The organism is Vibrio ostreae (assembly GCF_019226825.1).
Lineage (GTDB): Bacteria > Pseudomonadota > Gammaproteobacteria > Enterobacterales > Vibrionaceae > Vibrio > Vibrio ostreae.
Genome location: NZ_CP076643.1, coordinates 1,076,669 through 1,097,031 on the forward strand (window position 1 = coordinate 1,076,669; position 20,363 = coordinate 1,097,031).

Below are 20,363 nucleotides of genomic sequence, written 5' to 3' on the forward strand. Positions count from 1 at the left end.
AGTGACTTAACTTTCAATTCAATCCGCAAAAAACACGACTGGGATCATCAAACTTTCAGTCAGTTACCTTAGATTAAAACGGTGCTGTATGCTGAAGAGTATAGCGTGAGTTCGCTGGCTATTGAGACAAATCGAAAATATCCACTCTGTGTTCATCTTAGCTATTCGTGCATCCGGTTTTTCTATATAATTTGGCTCTTTTTCATCATTTCGACGATTCAATGACACAAGATATCTGGCGTCTGGCGACGCCTCAGTATGACCAGTTCAGCGCTGACTTTTCTCAATACCCGAGCCTGCCATCTGTTTCTCTGTTTGAAACCCAGAGCAGACTTTCTCTCGCACTTGAACGATTCATACATATCAAGGGTTTTAGTCGCATTCTGCTGGTGAACGGGCCTGACAACTCGATTTACCGGACATTAATCAAAGAGCAGCTAGAGCATGCTAATCCGGCCCTGCCGATCATCACTACCGAAACGCTCGACATCAGTGCCATATTCGGTCAGGTGAAAGCGCAACGTGGCGAAATCATCAGTCAAATTCCGGGGTTACTGGATAAAGCCAATCATGGCTATCTGATTGTTTCAGCGAATTTATTGCTGGCAAACCCTCTGGCGTGGCCAATGCTTAAGTCTGCCGTTCTTGGCGACCCGATCTCTCCGATCAACTGCGATCCTAAGTCACCATTGCACACCACGATCAGTAAAAATTACAACATCAAACTAATCGTACTTGGCGATCGCACCCAACTCGGTGACATCGATTATCTTGATGCTGATATTCACTCAGGCCTGTGTCTGTTTAGTGAACTAGAGATGGACATTAAAATCGATACTGATTCAATTCAGAATTACCTCGGCTATCTGCGTTGGATTACTAAGCGTTACACACTGCCTGAGCTGGACAGCGGCGCCATTATCGCGCTGATGACGGCCGGCGCACGTTATACCGAAGATCAGCACTATGCCCCGCTATGCGTGATGTGGCATCGTTCACTGCTGGAAGAAGCGGCCCTGCTGAGCCAGGGACAATTAATTAACAAAGCGCACATTGAACAAGCGCTTGACCAACGCTACTACCGTGAATCTTATCTGCCGCAGCGCGCACTGGATGATATTCTCGATGGCCAGGTCATTATCGAAACTCAGGGCGAACAGATTGGCCAGGTGAACGGCCTGACCGTGATTGAAGTGGCCGGCCACCCAGTTTCATACGGTGAACCGGCGCGCATCTCCTGTGTTATCCACTTTGGTGATGGCGATATTTCTGACGTGGAACGTAAAGTGGAGCTTGGTGGTAACCTGCATGCCAAAGGCATGATGATTATGCAGGCGTTCGTCAGCAGCGCGCTGGATCTGGATATGCCATTGCCATTCTCCGCTTCGGTCGTATTCGAGCAGTCTTACAGTGAAGTCGATGGCGACAGCGCATCTCTGGCAGAACTATGTTCACTGGTCAGTGCCCTTTCTGAATACCCGATTGACCAACAGATTGCGGTAACTGGCGCAGTCGACCAATTTGGCCGTGTGCAGGCCGTTGGCGGCCTTAACGAAAAAATTGAAGGCTTCTATCGAGTATGCCAGCATAATGGCTTTACAGGTAAACAAGGTGTCATTCTGCCCAAAAGTAATCTAAAACATCTTGCACTTCATCAATCTGTCGTCGAAAGTATTAAGAATGGCGAGTTCAACATCTGGCCAGTATCCAATGTGGATGAAGCGATACCTGTCCTGATGAAGAAGCCGTTCCGTGGTGATGATGAAGAAAGTGTCATCAGCCGAATAGCGGAACGAATTGATAACTTTGAAAAACACGTTCAGCCACAAGGATTTGTGGAACGCGTCAAAAACTGGTTTGTTTCGAACTGATCGGAGTTGTTTGGCGTACACGTGTTCACTAACATGCACCCTATCAAAAATTGGAGTAATTGATAATGCAGAACAAACGTGACTCTTATAATCGTGATGACCTTCTAGCCTCTAGCCGTGGCGAGCTGTTCGGTCCTGGATACCCTCAACTTCCTGCGCCTAACATGCTGATGATGGATCGCGTGACTAAGATGTCTGAAACAGAAGGCGATTTTGGTAAAGGTCTTATCTTAGCTGAGCTGGACATCACTCCTGATCTTTGGTTCTTTGACTGTCACTTCCCCGGCGATCCGGTCATGCCTGGCTGTCTTGGCCTGGATGCGATGTGGCAACTTGTTGGTTTCTTCCTTGGCTGGGTTGGCGGCAAAGGTAAAGGTCGTGCACTGGGTGTTGGCGAAGTGAAATTCACTGGTCAAATCCTGCCTACAGCGAAGAAAGTGACTTATGAAATCCATATGAAGCGTGTTGTTAACCGCAAACTGGTTATGGGCCTGGCTGATGGTCGTGTTCTGGTTGACGGCAAAGAAATTTATGTGGCTAAAGACCTGAAAGTTGGCCTGTTTACAGACACTTCAGCGTTTTAAGCACCTGATTTTATCAAAACCGCTCAAATGAGCGGTTTTTTTATAGCTAGCACACTTAGTTATAGTGCATTAGATTATACGTATTGAAGTCAAACCCACTCGTTGTGCGGGCAAATAAAAAGCCCCTTTCGGGGCTTAACTTCCTGAGTATGTGGAAAATTATTTATAGAGACCTAAAGTTTTATCTTCTCTAGCTTCTCGCCAACCACCTAGCCAATTAGATCGGGCATCCATCTGCTGATACGGGCATTCTTCTTGTGAACGGCCGTTAAGACCCGCTTTGTACCCTTGAGATTGAGCTCGTTCCAGGCGATCACGCTTCTGTCTCTTCATAGTGCAGTCCTCATACAGTAACTTGTGTCTAACTTACAACTATTAAAATAGTGTGGCATTTACATGACCACACCAATAAGAATTGCTCAAAAAACGCACTTTCTCAAGGTAAAAAAAAGCACAAGTCCAGATCTGTGAACTTGTGCCTCGTTTGACAAATTTTTGCTATTTTCTACGGAACCCAAGCAAGCCCAGAACCGCCAGCATCCACACCCCGAAGCTACCACCACTGCGTTCTGTGGTCATCTCGTCTGTGCCACGCGCGCTGATGTCTGCGCTGGTTGCACCAGGAATTGGCATCAGCTTAACCGCAACCGTGGTCTCAGTACCGTCACAGCTCGCGTTATACGCCGTGGTTGAGTAGCCACCGTCACACTTAATCGCTGTTGCAGCAATCACGCCCGCATCGTTAATATCAGATGCATCGATAATGCGATACTGGTTGTTGCCACTTGAGTACGTGCCGCCGTTGGTCAGGTTGTCCAACCACCACCCTTGGTCGTTAAACACCGCGCGACGGGTTTCATCGGTACCTGTTCCATCATAAGGGTAGATAAACGCGCGCTTACGACGTGGTTTACCATTTGATTCACGCACAGATTCCGCGTCAACCTGGCCGACAATCTCATTGTAGTTATTGATGCCGCCCGCCTTACCGCCAGCGCCATCAAAGAAGATACCACCGCTCAAATAAGTTGCCCTTGGCGATGCCACATCATCCACCACAAACACGCGATTTGAGGCCGCACCGTTGTAAATACGGCTGCCACTACGTTTCGCTTCACCGATCGCAACCCGGTTGCTGTTGACCGCGGTAGCAACAGTGTTACTGTAAATGTACTCACCGCTTGCATAGCCGCTTTCACGGATAGTGGCGTTAGAGATGGGGGTTGAGGTCCAGTTGCCGGCCGTCATTACATCACTGCTACTGCTGACCGAATACACTACCGCGTTCATGTAGTTACTTGAATCGCTTTCATAAGTGTTGTAACCGACGCCATAAATATTACCGTCACTGGCCTGAACAAAATCGCGCATACTACCCTGCGCCAGACGGTTATTACGCTCATCACGTACACCGGTTCCCCAGCCAAGCTGAACAGAATTACCAGAAGCGTCCCAAACTGCAGCTTTAGAGGTGTAATAAGTGCCTTCAGAGTTAGTATCACTGGTCGCGATGCTACCCACTGTATAGGTGCCGTCGGTCTTCCATGCTCGTGTCTGGAAAGTATCGGTAAACGTATCGCTGGTCGTGCCCACAAAGCCCGTCACCTGATTACGACGATACGTTGTCACGTCACCAGTGGTAGCAGCAATCCCCACCGGCTCACCTGCGTCAGTCAGGCTGTTAACCACCACGTTTTGGGTCTCGTCCACCGGCGTCCCCGTGGTCGAGCTGCCAGTAAAGGCGATCGAATTTGGTGTTGTGTTACCGCTCAGTTCGTTGTACCACTGATTCCAGCGTACTGAAGCCCAGGCTTCACACGTTGCATAGCGCAGCTGGTTATCACAATAGCTTTCGAAATCGTCCCGGCTCTGGATATAGATGAATGCGCTATCCATACCAAACGGCACTTCTTCACGATAACTCAGACCATCCACTGCTTGACCAGAGTTGATTTCTGCCGCACGAGTCTCGCCGGCCAGCGTGAAGTCGTCTGCCGTACAATTGGTCGCAGCCGAGTCAAAACAACCTAATGCGGCCTCTGAACCACCGGTCGCCGTTCCGGGCTGAATGGCAACACCAAAGCTGCTTTGATAGTCAAAGGTGGTACTTGGTTCGACTTCCACCACCTGATATAGCGCAGCAGAGGCTGTGCCGGAAGACAGAATCGCGGCGGTAATCAGTGTCAGTTTAAACTTGTTACTTATCATCGGTTTCATTAACTTTCCTGTTGCATTGCCTCGAGCTCTTCCCAGCGCTCGAAAGCAACTTCAAGCTCCTGCTCAGTCGCAGCTAACTTGTCTAAAATGGGTTGTGTCTCTTCGACAGGCCGACCGAAAAACTCCGGGTTATTGACCTGCTGTTGCAGAGCTTCAATCTCCGCTTCTAATTCTTCGAGTTTGACCGGCAACGTTTCCAGTTCGCGCTGCAGTTTATAGGATAACTTCTTCGACTTCGGCTTTGCAGCCGCCGTTTTGGGAGTTTCCTCAACCACTTTCTCTGTCTTGATGGTTTTTTCAACACTGCGCGTCTGGCGTACTTGCTGACGTTGTTGCTGAGCGTCATGGTAGCCGCCAACAAACTCTTCTATCACACCGTCGCCTTCGAAAATCCAACTGGAGGTCACGGTATTGTCAACAAACTCACGATCGTGACTGACCAACAATAACGTACCCTGATAATTGGCAAGCAATTCTTCTAAAAGTTCCAGAGTTTCGATATCTAAATCGTTGGTTGGTTCATCAAGCACCAATAAGTTGTTTGATTTAAGGAAAATCCGCGCCAATAACAGGCGGTTTTTCTCACCACCTGACAATGCTTTGACCGGGGTACGTGCGCGTTTAGGCGCAAACAGGAAGTCTTGCAGGTAACTCAGAGCGTGGCGTGGACGCCCGCCGACCATCACTTCCTGTTTACCGTCTGCCAGGTTATCAATCACCGATTTTTCCGGATCGAGCATTTCACGATACTGGTCGAAGTAAGCCACTTCCAGCTTGGTACCGCAATGGAGGCGGCCGCTGTCCGGTTGCAGTTCTCCCAGCAGCAGTTTCAGCAGCGTACTCTTACCACAGCCGTTTGGCCCCACCAGCGCGATACGATCACCGCGCATAATGTTAAAGCTGAAATCACTGACAATCGCTTTACCATCGATGGCATATTGCAGGTGTTCCGCTTCGAACACAATTTTGCCTGAACGCGCGGCATCATCGATTTGCAGATTAACTTTACCCTGCACTTCGCGACGTTCACCACGTTCTTCACGCAGCTTTTTCAGTGCCCGAACCCGGCCTTCGTTACGGGTACGACGCGCTTTAATGCCCTGACGAATCCACACTTCTTCCTGAGCCAGTTTTTTATCGAACTCCGCATTTTGCATCTCTTCGATTCGCAGTTGCTCTTCTTTATCCACCAGATACTTGTCATAGTTACCCGGGAAAGAATTCAACTGGCCGCGGTCCAGATCAACAATGCGGGTCGCCATAGACTTGATAAACGCGCGGTCGTGGGAAATAAAGATAATCGAACCACGAAAATCTTTCAGGAAGCCTTCCAGCCATTCGATGGTGGTCACGTCCAGATGGTTGGTAGGTTCATCAAGCAACAGCACATCCGGATCGCACACCAGCGCGCGAGCCAGCGCGGCTTTACGCTGCCAGCCACCGGACAATTCGGTCAGCTTAGTGTGGCCATCCAGATTAAGTGCATTGAGCACGTTGTTGATGCGGTCTTCAAAGCGCCAGGCACCTGAGTGCTCCAACTGCTCTTGAATGCGCGCCAATCGGTTGATATTCGATTCGGTTGGCTCGACCGCCACCAGATCCAGCAGATCCTGATAGATCTTGAGCTGATGTCCCACTTCTGCCAGGCCACCAGCCACGTAATCATACACATTGCCCTGTTGGTCGCGCGGCGGATCCTGCTCGAGACGTGACACGACGACATCCTGGGTGACCTGCATTTTGCCGTCATCCATTTGGACTTCGCCGGCTAACACTTTCATCAGCGTAGACTTGCCTGCCCCGTTACGGCCTACCAGACAGACGCGCTCATTTTCCTGCAGCGCAAAATCTGCATGATCAAGCAAAGGGTGATCGCCAAATGCGAGTAAACCGTTATGAATGGTAATTAATGCCATTATCTTCTAACCATTGAGTTAATTCGTTGAGATCAAAAGGCCAATTCAGCTCTGAATGTTGATAAGCGAGGACAGGAATAGTGACCCCGTAACGAGAAAACAGAGCGTCGTCGAACGCAATGTCGACGACCTCTACATGATGAGCTGCATTAGCCTGCGTTATTAATTGATATGCCATTTCACAAAGGTGGCAGCCTTCCGTACTGTACAGTGTAATCATATCCATTGTGCCAACCTTCTGAGCTGTTATTGCTGATGAGTCACCAGCCAGCAGTTGTGAATGTGTTTGTTGCGTTCAAAGTCCAGCGGCAGTGTCTGAGAAGAGATGTTATTCGCTTCCAGCCCCAATGCTGCCAGCTGTTCCAGATCCATCTTAAAATGGCGCTTGTTGTTGGAGAACACAATGGTTCCGTTCGGACGCAGAATGCGCTTCAGGTGTGTCATCAACTGGATATGGTCGCGCTGAACATCAAAACTCTGCTCCATACGCTTGGAGTTAGAGAATGTCGGCGGGTCAATAAAGATCAAATCGTACTGACCAGTTGCTTTCTCCAGCCATTGCAGGCAGTCAGCCTGAACATATTGATGCTGACGCCCTACCTGGCCATTTAATGCCATGTTCTCTTTTGCCCAGTCCAGGTAAGTTTTCGACATATCGACCGTCGTCGTCGATTTCGCACCACCTACAGCAGCATGCACTGTGGCAGAACCGGTATAAGCAAACAGGTTAAGGAAGTCCTGCCCTTTGGCCATCTGGCCCAAACGACGGCGAGTCAGTTTGTGATCCAGGAACAGACCCGTATCGAGATAGTCGTACAGGTTAACAATCAGCTGTACGCCATATTCGTGCGCATGCATCTTCTCGGCCTGCTGACCCAGTTTCTGATACTGATTCGTGCCTTTTTTCTTCTCACGAACTTTCAGCACCACACTATTGGCGTCAACGCCGGTAACCTGAATCGCTGCACGAATAATATCGGTCAGACGACGTTTGGCTTTCTCTTCCGGAATATTCTTCGGCGCCGCGTACTCCTGAATCACCAGGTGATCAAGATAGACATCAATCGCCACGTTGTATTCCGGCAGGTCCGCATCGTAAATACGGTAACAATCCAGCCCTTCTCGTTTGGCCCACTTACCAATTTTGCCGATGTTCTTCTTCAGGCGATTAGCAAAATCCGGCGCAATCAGGCTCTGTTGTTGCTCGCCCTGTTGTTCAGATGCTTCACGTGCAGAAATACTGTAGTTCTTCTGATGACATGGCAGTGCACCGTTATTCATCTTGAACTGTTTCTCAGCCCGCATACGCAAGCAGCTCAGCAACTCATCGGAACTGGAGAAAATCGATGCCTGACAGCCGCCAAACTCCGCTTTCAGTTGGGCGCCAAAGGCAGTATACAGCGCAATCAGGCCCGGATGAGTACCAAGTCGCTCACCATATGGCGGGTTACACACAATCACGCCTTGCTCGAAACCGGCCGGACGTTTAACCGTCGCAGCATCGCCTTCCGCAAATTCAATCAGCTCACTGACACCAGCGCGACGTGCGTTGTCTTTAGCAACCTGTACAACACGCGGGTCGTTATCGAAACCAAAAAACTTAGCGTCAACTTTCTTGACGCCTTTACGTGCCTGAACGTTAGCTTCGGACTTAATGGTCGCCCAAAGCTCCGCATCAAAATCTTCCAGTGCTTCAAAGCCCCATTTTTCACGCTTTACACCGGGTGCAATATTGGCGGCCATCATTGCCGCTTCAATCAGCAAGGTACCAGAGCCACACATCGGGTCGAGCATTGACTTGGTCGCATCCCAACCGCTACGCAAAATAATGGCAGCAGCCAGAGTTTCACGTAGTGGTGCTTTACCCGACTCCGGGCGATAGCCACGTACATGCAGGCCGCTACCAACCATATCGATCCCCAACAGGGCTTTGTCTTTATGCAGGCGAACGTGCAGACGAAGATCAGGTTGATCTTTACTGATCGACGGACGAGGCAGATTTTTCTTCTCGAAACAATCAACGACCGCGTCTTTAACTTTCATCGCACCGTATTGGCTGTTACGAATCTCGCGGTTGGTACCATTGAAATCAACCACGAATTTCTTCGAACTGTGGAAATGGTTAACCCAGTTGATTGCAGTCGCCGATAGGTAAAGATCCATATCGTCCTGACAAGTGAACTCTGCAACCACACGTACGAATCGAGAAGCGAGGCGGCTCCATAAGCAACAACGGTAAATTTGCTCCTTTGTCGCCTTAAATTTCACCCCTGCCTGGACTGGCTTGGCGTCGGATATGCCTAAATTTGTTAATTCTTCGACTAACAGGTTTTCAAGACCGTTCGAAGTCACCGCTAGATACTGATTCATAGTGCTCTTTAACTGGTAAAAATGGTTTCAGATTATAACTGACATTAAAGGTCATGCCTAAATCTAAACGAATCATTTCTTTAAAAACCTGCCTGGTTGGCGAATAGAGCAGCAATAACTCCTTTCGTTATCCAACAACCACTCTGCCTTCCCATCGAGCATTATTTGACCTGGTTATCAGCCTTAAAGCGATAGTGAGTATTTATTCACATCTAATTTGGTCTATACCAAATGATAAACATGGCTGTAATTTAGTTACAAAAGCAGGGAAAACCGGAATAAACTGGTGAATTTACACTCGGCATCAGGCAGAAAAAACGTCACTTCAGCCTTGCAGACGGGAAACTAATTAGTGAAAAGTTTGAACTTGAGCCCAATTTTTTGGCAGCACTAAGTCAGATAAGTGAACGAAGACGGGTCAAAGCAGGAATTTCAGGCAAAAAAAATCGGCCTGAAGCCGATGGGAAATATAAAAAGAAACGAAATAAAGTAGGGAAACGTTTGTGATGCGTAGCTAAAGCTGATTAACCAACCAGAGCCATGGTCGGTTCCGCAACAAAAATATGGTTGGCGTTGGCCATGCGGTCATGCATGACTTTAATCACCTGACCGAATTCAAGCTGTTTACTTCCATTCAGTACAAAGGCATCTAAATCAGCTAAAGCACACAAGCTGGCACTCTCTCCGACTTCCAGAACAATGAAATAGCCCTGATTATAACCGTTAACCAGGCTGACGATGTCCCCTTCCTCAGGTACAGACTCATCGCCCTGGTAATCAAAGAACCAACTCTTAGGCTGAACCGGTTTATGAAAACGCTTGGCCGCCACACAATACAGGGCGAGTTCAGCTTTACGTGGTTCGCTTAAATCAAGGCCGCTGATGCGTTCCTTGTATGTTTGATAGTCTGATGCGTCATCAACACTAAAGTGATTATCGGTGAACCCGCAGTCCACCAGCAGGTTGCGACTGAGATTGGTACGGAATACCATCTCCTCGCCCAGGTCCAGCATCAAATAGCCTTCGCTATCTGAATAGTACCAACTCCATTTGTCACTTGGTTTAAGCATTGTTCCGATTCTCAATTTATTAATTTTCAAACGATTAGGTAAAACGCTTAATTACCTTTGCCAACGAATTACTCTAATTCTAAGAACGCAACAGTAAAAAAAAAGAGGAAATGATTATCTCATTCCCTCTCTCGTCACCTTGTCACTTCTGACAAAATGATCTTGCATGTCAGTATCTTGCTAAGATTGGTTGTGCCAGCTTGACTTGCTCACAGATTCTTAACGATGTTGCTGACCAGTTTCGGACCGTGATAAATAAAACCACTGTAGACCTGAACCAGTTTTGCACCCGCCATCAGTTTCTCTTTAGCGGCAACAAAAGAATCAATACCACCCACACCAATGATCGGAATCTCATCACCCAGTTCTTTATACAGACACTTGATCACTTCCGTACTGCGCGATTGCAGCGGACGACCACTCAGGCCCCCTGCTTCATTGGCATTCTTCATCCCTTCCACTACAGAACGATCTAAGGTGGTGTTAGTTGCAATCACACCATCAATCTTATTCTTCAACAGTGACTGACAGATTTGCTTAAGCTCTTCATCGGTGGAATCCGGTGCGATCTTCAGTGCCAGCGGAACATATTTGCTGTGCTGAGTCGCCAGTTGTGCCTGACGCACTTTCAATGCCGCCAGCAGTTCATCCAGTGCTTCACCATATTGCAGTGTACGCAGTCCCGGTGTGTTCGGGGATGAAATGTTAACGGCGATATAACCTGCGTGCGGGTAAACCTTATCCATACAGATCAGGTAGTCGTCTACCCCTTTCTCGATTGGCGTGTCTTTGTTCTTACCGATGTTGATACCGATGATGCCGTCGAAGTTGGATTTCTTTACATTCTCAACCAGGTGATCCACACCTTCGTTGTTGAAACCCATACGGTTGATGATGCCCTCTGCCGGGATCAAACGGAACAGACGAGGTTTGTCATTACCAGGTTGAGCGCGCGGAGTGACCGTGCCTACTTCAACAAAGCCAAAACCCATTGCGCCAAACGCATCGATACATTCACCGTTTTTATCCAGACCAGCTGCAAGGCCTACCGGGTTTTTGAAGGTCAGTCCCATGCATTCGACAGGACGGTCAGGAAGGTGTTGACGATAGAAGAGATCGAGAGGTGTACCAGTGAAACGTTTGAAATTTTGAATGGCGAGTTCATGCGCCTTTTCAGCATCCAGTTGAAAAAAGCCAGCTCTGGCTAAGCGGTAAAGCATTGTGCCTCCGAAAGAAAAAAGCCCCGATTAAACGGGGCGTTATTATTGACGTATTTGTCTGACAATTCAATTGTTATTCGGTTGCCTGACAGTTTAAGTTGAGCAGCATCAATTCCCGCATCGCTACAGAGAACTTAGCAAACTCATGCACAGTACCGACTTTGAACTCATTAAGTATGTTTTCCCAGCGGTGCAACGACATCTCGTTCGCTTCGATCCAGCCGTCCAGCAGGGTCATCACATCATTACACTCGGTATCACAGCCACAATTAAGTACCTGAGCCGTGAGCTGGCGTTGTTGCCAGTCAAGATCTTCGCGGAACGCCGCACGGGCAAGGGCCTGCCAGTTATTGTCGACCGCCTGACCATTGATCTGTTTCAGGAACCAATGCAGTGAGAGTCGATCGCCAAGGTTGAAGTAAAGTTTGGCTGTTTGCTCAACACTTTTACCACTTTCACGGGACACTGTAGATATATCCAGTACTGAATAGAGGCTCGACAGGCGGGCAACATAATGGGCCAGTTCAGACTCTACGCCCTGTTTCACCCAAGCTTCTGCCATTGCACTGTGTTCAGCCACTTCATCAGCCACCAGCAATTGGTCCAGTTGTTTGGCGATGGCTTTTACATCGGCCTGATAACTGTCAATCAACATCTGCACGGAAGGCTTCGCGGTCCGGTTACGCAGGAACCAGCGCGACAAGCGACGCAGGGTGCGGCGTACATGGAACATCACATCATACTGTGCTTCACTGCTCGCTTTGTTATCCAGCTTGCGCGCTTTATCCAACACAGAATCGAGTTGGTAAATTTCGCGTGCGGCTGCATACGCATTAGCAATATCAACGACGTTAGCCCCTGTCTCTTCCTGCAAACGGGTAATGAAGTTACAGCCCATCTCATTGACCATCTGGTTGGCCAGAGCAGTCGCAATGATCTCTTTACGCAGCGGATGGTTGTTCATCTGCTGAGAAAAGTCACGGCGTAACGCAGATGGGAAGTAACGAACCAGCTGAGTGGCATGAAATGCATCATTGGCGATGTCGTCACACGCCAGTTCGTCTTTCAGCACCATCTTACCGTACGCAACCAGCACGGCCAGTTCCGGACGAGTCAAGCCCTGACCCTGTTTTTCACGCTCAAGCAGAGTTTCATCATCCGGAATATACTCCAGACCGCGATCCAGGTGACCGGCTTTTTCCATATGATGGATAAAGCGAATTTGCTCTTTTACTGCGGCAACACCTTGCTGCTCTGTCACAGAAATCGACTCAGACTGAGTGTAGGCGTCTTCAATTACAATCTCACCCACTTCCTGTTCCATCGATTCCAGGATCTGGTTACGCTGCTTGATAGTCAGATCGCCATTCGCTACTAAGCCGTTAAGGAAGATCTTGATATTGACTTCGTTATCCGAACAGTCCACGCCACCGACGTTATCAACAAAGTCGGTGTTAACCCGGCCGCCGTTCAGCGCATATTCCACCCGGCCTAGCTGGGTCATACCCAGGTTACCGCCTTCACCAACAATCCTGGCTCGCAATTCGCCGCCATCAATGCGCAGCGCATCATTGGCACGGTCGCCAACATCAGTATTGGTTTCCCGTGATGATTTCACATACGTACCGATACCGCCGTTCCAGAGCAGATCAACTTCCATTTTCAGGATCATCTTGATCAGCTCATTTGGCGCGGCGCTGGCTTTTTTCGTACCGAGCATTTTCTGTATTTCTGGTGTCAGGCTAATCGACTTCGCTTTACGCGAGAAGATACCGCCGCCTTTAGAAATCAGCTCAGCGTTGTAGTCTTCCCAACTGGATCGCGGCAGATTAAACAGGCGCTGACGCTCATGCCAGCTTGATGCTGAATCCGGATCCGGATCAATAAAGATATGCAAGTGGTTAAACGCGGCCTGCAATCGGATATGTTGTGACAACAGCATGCCGTTACCAAATACGTCACCGGCCATGTCGCCGATACCCACAGCGGTGAAGTCTGTGGTTTGGCAATCGATACCCAGTTCACGGAAGTGGCGTTTGACTGATTCCCAGCCACCTTTCGCGGTTATCCCCATCGCTTTGTGGTCGTAACCGTTTGAGCCGCCCGAAGCAAATGCATCACCAAGCCAGAAGTTATATTCTTCCGATACCGAGTTCGCCAAATCAGAGAAGGTCGCTGTACCTTTATCAGCGGCGACAACAAGATACGGGTCGTCTTCATCGTGGCGCACCACATTCTTCGGTGCGATCAGCTCGCCTTCGATAATGTTGTCAGTGACATCCAGTAAGGCGCGAATAAAGCGTTTGTAACAGCGCTGACCTTCCGCGAAGATCTCATCACGGGTCGTCATCAGGTACTGTTTCTTACACACGAAACCGCCTTTTGCTCCCACCGGCACAATCACGGTATTTTTAACCTGCTGAGCTTTCACCAGACCAAGAATTTCGGTACGGAAGTCTTCCTGACGATCAGACCAACGCAGACCACCACGCGCCACTTTACCGCCACGCAGGTGGACACCTTCAATGTCCGGTGCATAAACAAAGATTTCAAACGCAGGTACCGGGGCAGGAATATCCGGGATCTCGCTTGGTTTCATTTTCAAAGCCAGCCACGGTTTCGGCTGTTTATGCTCGTCGGTCTGAAAATAGTTGGTACGCAGCGTGGCACTGATCATCTCCATATAACGACGCAGAATACGATCATCATCCAGGCTTTCGACGTTATCGAGTTGTTTGGTCAGTCTGGTCATTAAATCGGCCTGACCTTTAGCGGCGCCTTTGAACTTCGGATCAAAGCGGCGCAGGAACAGATCCACCAGCCCCTTGGCCAGTTCCGGATAATGATTGAGTGTTTCTTCAATGTACTGCTGGCTGAACGGGAAACCGACCTGACGCATATAACGTGCGTAAGCGCGCAGAATCGACACTTCACGACCGGTCAGTGACGCACCAAGAACCAGACGGTTGAAACCGTCATTTTCCAGGTTACCATTCCAGATCGCCGCAAACGCCTGTTGGAAACGATCGCGCGCTTCACGTAGATCAACCTGCTTGTCGCTCTTATGCAGCATAGAGAAATCAAGGATCCAGTAGGTCTGACCGTTTGATTTAACGACCTCATACGGTGACTCCCCGATCACGCGCAACCCCAGATTTTCCAGCATCGGCATCACATCCGACAGATGGATAGGTTCATCGCGGTGGTACAGTTTCATGCGTACCGCTTTAGAATCCTTGCTCTCTTCCTGCGGTCGATAGAACAACATACCGAGCTTGTTATCTTCATCCAGAGATTCCAGCGTCTCAATATCCGCCACCGCTGAGCCGGGCATCATGTCTTCTTTATACGAGCGCGGGAACGCGTGCAGGTATTGCTTCGACAGAGGCAGACCTTTACTTTCGCCCAGATTCGCCACGATCGCTTCGGACAAGCGATCATCCCAACTCGTAGATGCTTCCATTAAGTTTTGCTCTATTTTCTTCACATCAACGTTCATGTTGTTGTTGTCCACACGAACAATGTAATGAGTACGGGCCAGCGGGCTTTCTGAGAAATAAGTGGTGAACTCAACTTCTTGCTGACAACCGAAATAATGTTTGAGAATGCGCTGCGTATGGCGACGCAGTTCGGTGTTGTAACGCTCTTTGGTCACATACACCATGCAACTGAAGAAACGGCCAAACGGATCTTTACGCACAAACAGACGGATCAGGTCGCGATCCTGCATCTGGACCACGCCCATGCCCACTTCAAGCAGTTCTTCTTCACGCGCCTGCAGCAGTTCATCACGCGGGTAATTTTCCAGAATATTATGCAGCGCTTTGTAAGCGTAGGAACCCACCCGATAACCACTGGCTACCAGTATCCGCTCAACCTTTTCGCGGATCAGAGGAATACTCTCGACTGCCTGGTTATACACGGCTGAGGTGTAAAGGCCGGTAAAACGGTGTTCGCCAATCACTTTGCCTTTGTCATCAAACTTTTTAATGCCGATATAGTCGGTATAGGCCGGACGGTGAATACGTGACTGTTTGTTGCCTTTGGTCAGAATGAGCAGAAACGGCTTTTTCGCTTCCAGACGTGCCGAATCCGGGAAATTCGACAACTTCACGCAGCGCACCCGACTGGCCAGAGAGAACAGGCCAAGGCCTGCTTCTTCGGTCGGACGTAGCTCGGTATCACCTTCTACATTGACCAGGTCATACTCTTTGTACCCCATGAAGGTAAAGTTGTGATTACCCAACCAACGCAGAAATTTGAGCGTTTCTTCATAACGATCAGCATCAACCGGAATACGATCTTTCTGCTGCTCGAGAGAATGGATGACCTGTTCCAGTTTCGTCGCCATGGGTTTCCAGTCCTGAACCACCAAAGCGGTGTCATTCAGAATGGCCAGAATCTCATCCTTGAGTGCATTCATTTCTTCCTTGCTGCTCAGCCGGTCCACCTCAATGTGAAACAACGACTGCAGTGGCCCTTCGCCCTGATTGATGTTGTCAATCGAACCATCTGCTTTGCGGGCAATTTGAGTCGGGCCATTGAGCATCAGGTGAGCCGTCAGTTCCAACCGGCTTAACGCCATCTTAATCGAATCAACCAGAAACGGGCTGTCCGGCACCACAATCTCAACGATGGTATGCGTGGACTGCCAGCCCTGCTTACTGACGGTTGGGTTAAACACCCGAACCGAGCGCTGCGAAGGCGATTGTTCACTGATGTGATGCCACAGGCTGACTACAGCACCATAAAGGTCGGATTCATTACGTTCAATCAGATCGTCCTGAGCGACGTTACTGAAGAGATGTTGGGCGAGTTGGGTGACGAGGGGTTGATGAGCAAGCTCAAGTTTGTCTTGAATCAGTTGATACACTTTTTCAAGCAGAACCGGCATTAAACTTTCACGCGCGGTCATAGGCGACTCCAGATATTAGAATTATATGCTTGTAAGGTATGCAGTAAGCATAGTGCTTACACTTGGTGATGCATGGACTATTGTAAAAGTTTTATTGATAAAACGTTAATGGTTTTAGGGCCAGAGCGCGGTGAAATGTTTGAGAATGTGACTGATGTACCTGTTTAAATAACTACAAAAATCCTTTATGGCAGAACTTCTAGCTTTACGAACTTGTTATTGTGGTCAGTTGTCAGACGGAATCGACCTTTTACTCCAATCTGACTCAGAAATGGTCGGAAACGACTGGCCGGTAATTGCAGACGCAACCCCTGTTCTGTCACAACCAGTACCTGGCTGGCGGCGCCGCTGTAATGGGAAAGAAATGCCTGATAGGAAATATTGAGTGAAAAAAAATAGTGCTTCACGTTCAGAGCTCTACGGATACCAATGGATTAATAAACTAAGCAACAAAAACAAGTGGCACCGCAGTGCCACTTTTCATCTCAACCGGCGGCAAACAGAGCCGGATTAACGCTTACTGTTCCAGCGCCTTGGTCACTTTCTCGTACAGATCACGCGCCAGGTTATCCATCGCTTTCAGCCCTTCCAGCTCGGCTTTGATTAATGCCTGACGTTCTTCATCATAACGACGGAACTTCAGCAGCGGATCGATAAGACGCGAAGCGACTTGAGGATTACTGCTGTTCATTTCACGCAGAATCTCACCGGCAAAGCGGTAACCTTCGCCGCTCTTAGCATGGAAACGGACCGGGTTCATGTTCAGGAAAGAGCCAATCAGGCTGCGAATCCGGTTCGGGTTTTTCATGCTGAACGCTTCATGACTCATAGTGGCTTTAATCACGTCAAGCGCGTTATCTGCCGGGTTACAACCTTGCAGCGCAAACCATTTATCCATCACCAGACCATCGTGTTTCCATTTAGCGCTGTAATCCGCCATCAGAGTTTCACGACACATCAGACCGGCACTGTTGGCGGCTGCCATCGCGGCCATGGTGTCGGTCATGTTGTTGGCTTGCTGATATTGCGCTTCGGCCAGGGTATTACCCTGCTCAGTAAAGGCCAGATACGCCAGACACGTATTGCGAAGTGCACGGCGACCAATCGCGGCATGCTCAATCGAGTACTCGTCTTGTTTGAGCACATGATAGGTCGCGCTGAACTCATCCTGCATTTCTGTTGCCAGAATCACTTTCAGTGCTTTCAGTACGTTCGCAATCGCATCCACGTCAACACGCTTGTACCAACCCGACAATTCATTATGGCTTGGCAGGGACAGCATTTCCGCAACAAACGCCGGCTCAAGTTCATCACTGAGCAGAACGCCACGAAATGCATCCACAACTGACTCAGGCAGAGTGACGTTGTCACCATTTTGCACACGCTCGACGTTGGCGCGGATATATTTCGCCAGCAGCATCTGACCGGCATCCCAGCGGGCAAACTCATTGCTGGCGTGAACCATCAGGAAGGTCAGTTCGTCATCACTGTATTGGTAATTCAGTTTCACCGGTGCGGAAAACTCACGCAGTAAAGATGGAATCGGCTGCTCTTGCACATTTTCAAACACAAAGGTCTGTTTGGCCTGTTTCACATCCAGGACATGTCCAACCCGCTCGCCATTACATTGTAACGGAATGACCCGGCCATTTTTTGCATACAGTTCAACGTCAAATGGAATATGCAGCGGCTGCTTCTCCTTTTGATCCTGTGTTGGCTCAGTGACCTGCTCTACCGTCAGGGTGTAAGTCTGTGCCGTGGCGTCATACTCACTGCTAACCGTCAGTTCCGGTGTTCCGGACTGGCTGTACCACAAACGGAACTGCTTAAGATCCACGCCAGACGCGTCTTCCATCGCCCCGACGAAATCTTCACAGGTGGCTGCGGTACCGTCATGACGTTCAAAGTACAGTTTCATCCCTTTCTGGAAGCCTTGCTCACCCAGCAAGGTGTGCATCATACGAATCACTTCGCTGCCCTTTTCATAAACGGTCAGGGTGTAGAAGTTGTTCATTTCAATCACTTGATCCGGACGAATCGGATGTGACATCGGGCTGGCGTCTTCCGCAAACTGCGGCCCACGAATAATACGGACATTATTAATGCGGTTTACTGCCCGTGAGCCCAGATCAGACGAAAACTCCTGATCGCGGAATACCGTCAGACCTTCTTTAAGGCTGAGCTGGAACCAGTCACGACAGGTTACGCGGTTACCAGTCCAGTTATGGAAATATTCATGACCGATAACCGCTTCAATCCCCAGATAATCGGTATCGGTTGCGGTTTGCTCATTCGCCAGTACGTATTTAGAGTTAAACACGTTCAGGCCTTTGTTCTCCATCGCGCCCATGTTAAAGAAGTCAACCGCGACCACCATATAGATATCTAGGTCATACTCGAGATCGAAACGCTCTTCATCCCATTTCATCGCGTTGATGAGTGACACCATCGCGTGATTAGCACGATCCAGGTTACCTTTGTCGACAAAGATTTCCAACGCTACGTGACGACCGGATTGAGTGATGTACTGGTCGCGCAGCACGTCAAAATCACCGGCAACAAGCGCAAACAGGTAAGCAGGTTTGGGATGCGGATCTTGCCACTTCACCCAATGACGGCCATTATCACTGCTACCCTCAGCAATTTTATTACCATTGCTGAGCAGGAACGGATACTGGGCCTGGTCTGCTATCACTGTGGTGGTGTATTTCGCCAGCACATCCGGACGGTCGAGATAATACGTAATACGACGGAAACCTTCGGCTTCACACTGAGTACAGAAAGCACCTCCGGATTTGTACAAACCCTCCAGTGCGCTGTTCGCTTCGGGATTGATCAGCGTAACAATCGTCAATTCACATTCGGCCGGTAGCGAGCGAATTTCTAAACCTGCTTCCAGCAAGGTGTAATCCTGCCAGTCAGCGCCATTAACTTGCAGCGCTTTTAATTCCAGTCCTTCTCCATCAAGTGTCAGCGTCGTAGTCTGACCCATTTGTTTGACTTGAGACACCGCGCTCACTGTGGTTGCAGTATCATGCAGATCAAACGTCAATGCGATATCAGTAATGGTATGAGAAGGCTCTTTATAATCGGTACGATATTTGGCCTGTGGATTTTGAGCCATGGTCGGAATCCTTTTGACGTAATAAGATGTGACTAATTGAGGGGCCAGAACGCGGGTTAAGCAATGCACTATCCACCCTGAAAACAATCGTCGCTGCCCATAACGATATCGATCTTAGGCCTGTCAGCGCCAATAACAACCCCCACAATGCAAAAACGAGGTATTTTCACCAAATACCTCGCTCTCTTCAGGCTAATCCCTGCCCGGATGCTTTATTTTTAGTCAACCCGCTTTGTTGCAGTCCAAGTAAGCACACGCCGCTTAACGCATCACCATCAGCAAGCTAAGTGCCTCGTATCCCACATTATCTGACCCTGTCCAGTACGGCGAAGACAGACCCGTTTTCCACTTCCAGCGTCAGTTGGTCATGGTTAAGGGTAAACTGTGTATCGTGTTCACCATCTTCAAACATCAACACAAGATGATCGCCTTCCGTATAGAACACCCCCCTGATGGAGAGCTTCTCCCCCTTTGCCGCCACTGGCCCGAAACAGAAAGACGAAGTCCGGTTGGAGAATTAAATCAATACTTTGCAGGTCTCCGGCAGACAAATCATTACCAGATAACGAAGTACTCGACCAGATTCCCGCCAGAGAGTTAGACAAGGCTTTCGTAAATAGCACCCCATTCAGATGAAGCAGATTATGGCTGCTTTTATACTGGTAAACTTGCGGCTCGTCAGAGTTAAGACCGAGAATAATGGTATCGTTACTGGCCGAATACAGGCCTTCCCAGTGGTCGACACTGTAGTCTTTCTTCTGGATATCAATCGAAAAGGTATAGTCAGATTCAAAATTGAGCCGAATAGCCAAGTAGTTCTCTTTTGATTCCTGTGGATTAGGATTAATCAGATACCAGTCACCCAGCAAAAACGGCTGGTCAAACTGAGTTAAATCCCGGTTGTCTGAATCGCGCACGCTAAAGGCTGAGCCAGAAAACAACAAGCTCAGACAAGCGATCATTATCGCTAACCATTTCATCACGCTTCCCCTCACTTAAAAATATACTTTTCTTTAAGCTTAGGATCGCTACAGTAATAACGCGAAATTATTTGATGCAAATCACAATTACAACCA

General features: G+C 48.9%; 12 protein-coding genes and 1 pseudogene. 2 read left to right on the plus strand and 11 right to left on the minus strand.

The window, feature by feature from the left end:
- Positions 1 to 221: 221 nt before the first annotated feature.
- Together KNV97_RS11025 and fabA are read left to right on the plus strand one after the other, a co-directional pair.
- Positions 222 to 1,871 (plus strand): S16 family serine protease, encoded by a 1,650-nt coding sequence (locus tag KNV97_RS11025; protein WP_218563104.1) that lies wholly within the window; start codon positions 222 to 224, stop codon positions 1,869 to 1,871.
- Between the two features lie 65 nt (positions 1,872 to 1,936).
- Positions 1,937 to 2,455 carry a bifunctional 3-hydroxydecanoyl-ACP dehydratase/trans-2-decenoyl-ACP isomerase gene (gene fabA / locus KNV97_RS11030; RefSeq protein ID WP_136486486.1) on the plus strand — a complete coding sequence of 173 codons (519 nt, stop codon included), beginning with the start codon at positions 1,937 to 1,939 and terminating at the stop codon, positions 2,453 to 2,455.
- Positions 2,456 to 2,614: 159 nt separating this feature from the next.
- Here the strand turns inward: fabA and rmf are convergent, their stop codons facing one another.
- From rmf to KNV97_RS11085, 11 genes and pseudogenes are all read right to left on the minus strand, one after another.
- Positions 2,615 to 2,788, minus strand: coding sequence for a ribosome modulation factor (gene rmf, locus KNV97_RS11035; protein WP_136486488.1), 174 nt, complete (start codon positions 2,786 to 2,788; stop codon positions 2,615 to 2,617).
- 165 nt (positions 2,789 to 2,953) lie between these two features.
- Positions 2,954 to 4,663: a DUF3466 family protein gene (locus KNV97_RS11040; protein ID WP_407701909.1), complete on the minus strand. Its 1,710-nt coding sequence runs from the start codon at positions 4,661 to 4,663 to the stop codon at positions 2,954 to 2,956.
- A gap of 8 nt (positions 4,664 to 4,671) precedes the next feature.
- Positions 4,672 to 6,588: an ABC transporter ATP-binding protein gene (locus tag KNV97_RS11045; protein WP_218563106.1), complete on the minus strand. Its 1,917-nt coding sequence runs from the start codon at positions 6,586 to 6,588 to the stop codon at positions 4,672 to 4,674.
- Positions 6,566 to 6,808 (minus strand): glutaredoxin family protein, encoded by a 243-nt coding sequence (locus tag KNV97_RS11050; RefSeq protein WP_206208420.1) that lies wholly within the window; start codon positions 6,806 to 6,808, stop codon positions 6,566 to 6,568. Before KNV97_RS11050 ends, KNV97_RS11045 begins: the two co-directional genes overlap by 23 nt.
- Before the next feature lie 26 nt (positions 6,809 to 6,834).
- On the minus strand, positions 6,835 to 8,958 hold the full coding sequence (gene rlmKL, locus KNV97_RS11055; RefSeq protein WP_218563107.1) for a bifunctional 23S rRNA (guanine(2069)-N(7))-methyltransferase RlmK/23S rRNA (guanine(2445)-N(2))-methyltransferase RlmL: 2,124 nt from the start codon (positions 8,956 to 8,958) through the stop codon (positions 6,835 to 6,837).
- A 524-nt stretch (positions 8,959 to 9,482) separates the two neighbouring features.
- Positions 9,483 to 10,028, minus strand: a complete 546-nt coding sequence (locus tag KNV97_RS11060) for a cell division protein ZapC (RefSeq protein ID WP_136486498.1) — start codon at positions 10,026 to 10,028, stop codon at positions 9,483 to 9,485.
- 209 nt (positions 10,029 to 10,237) lie between these two features.
- Positions 10,238 to 11,248 carry a quinone-dependent dihydroorotate dehydrogenase gene (gene pyrD / locus KNV97_RS11065; RefSeq protein WP_136486500.1) on the minus strand — a complete coding sequence of 337 codons (1,011 nt, stop codon included), beginning with the start codon at positions 11,246 to 11,248 and terminating at the stop codon, positions 10,238 to 10,240.
- A gap of 73 nt (positions 11,249 to 11,321) precedes the next feature.
- Entirely contained in the window at positions 11,322 to 16,163 is a 4,842-nt protein-coding gene (locus tag KNV97_RS11070) for an NAD-glutamate dehydrogenase (RefSeq protein WP_218563108.1), read from the minus strand.
- A gap of 185 nt (positions 16,164 to 16,348) precedes the next feature.
- Complete coding sequence (locus KNV97_RS11075; protein WP_136486505.1) at positions 16,349 to 16,570, minus strand: DUF2835 domain-containing protein; 222 nt, start codon at positions 16,568 to 16,570, stop codon at positions 16,349 to 16,351.
- Between the two features lie 110 nt (positions 16,571 to 16,680).
- On the minus strand, positions 16,681 to 19,287 hold the full coding sequence (gene pepN / locus KNV97_RS11080; RefSeq protein ID WP_218563109.1) for an aminopeptidase N: 2,607 nt from the start codon (positions 19,285 to 19,287) through the stop codon (positions 16,681 to 16,683).
- 304 nt (positions 19,288 to 19,591) lie between these two features.
- A pseudogene (locus KNV97_RS11085) lies at positions 19,592 to 20,267 on the minus strand (hypothetical protein).
- Positions 20,268 to 20,363: the final 96 nt, after the last annotated feature.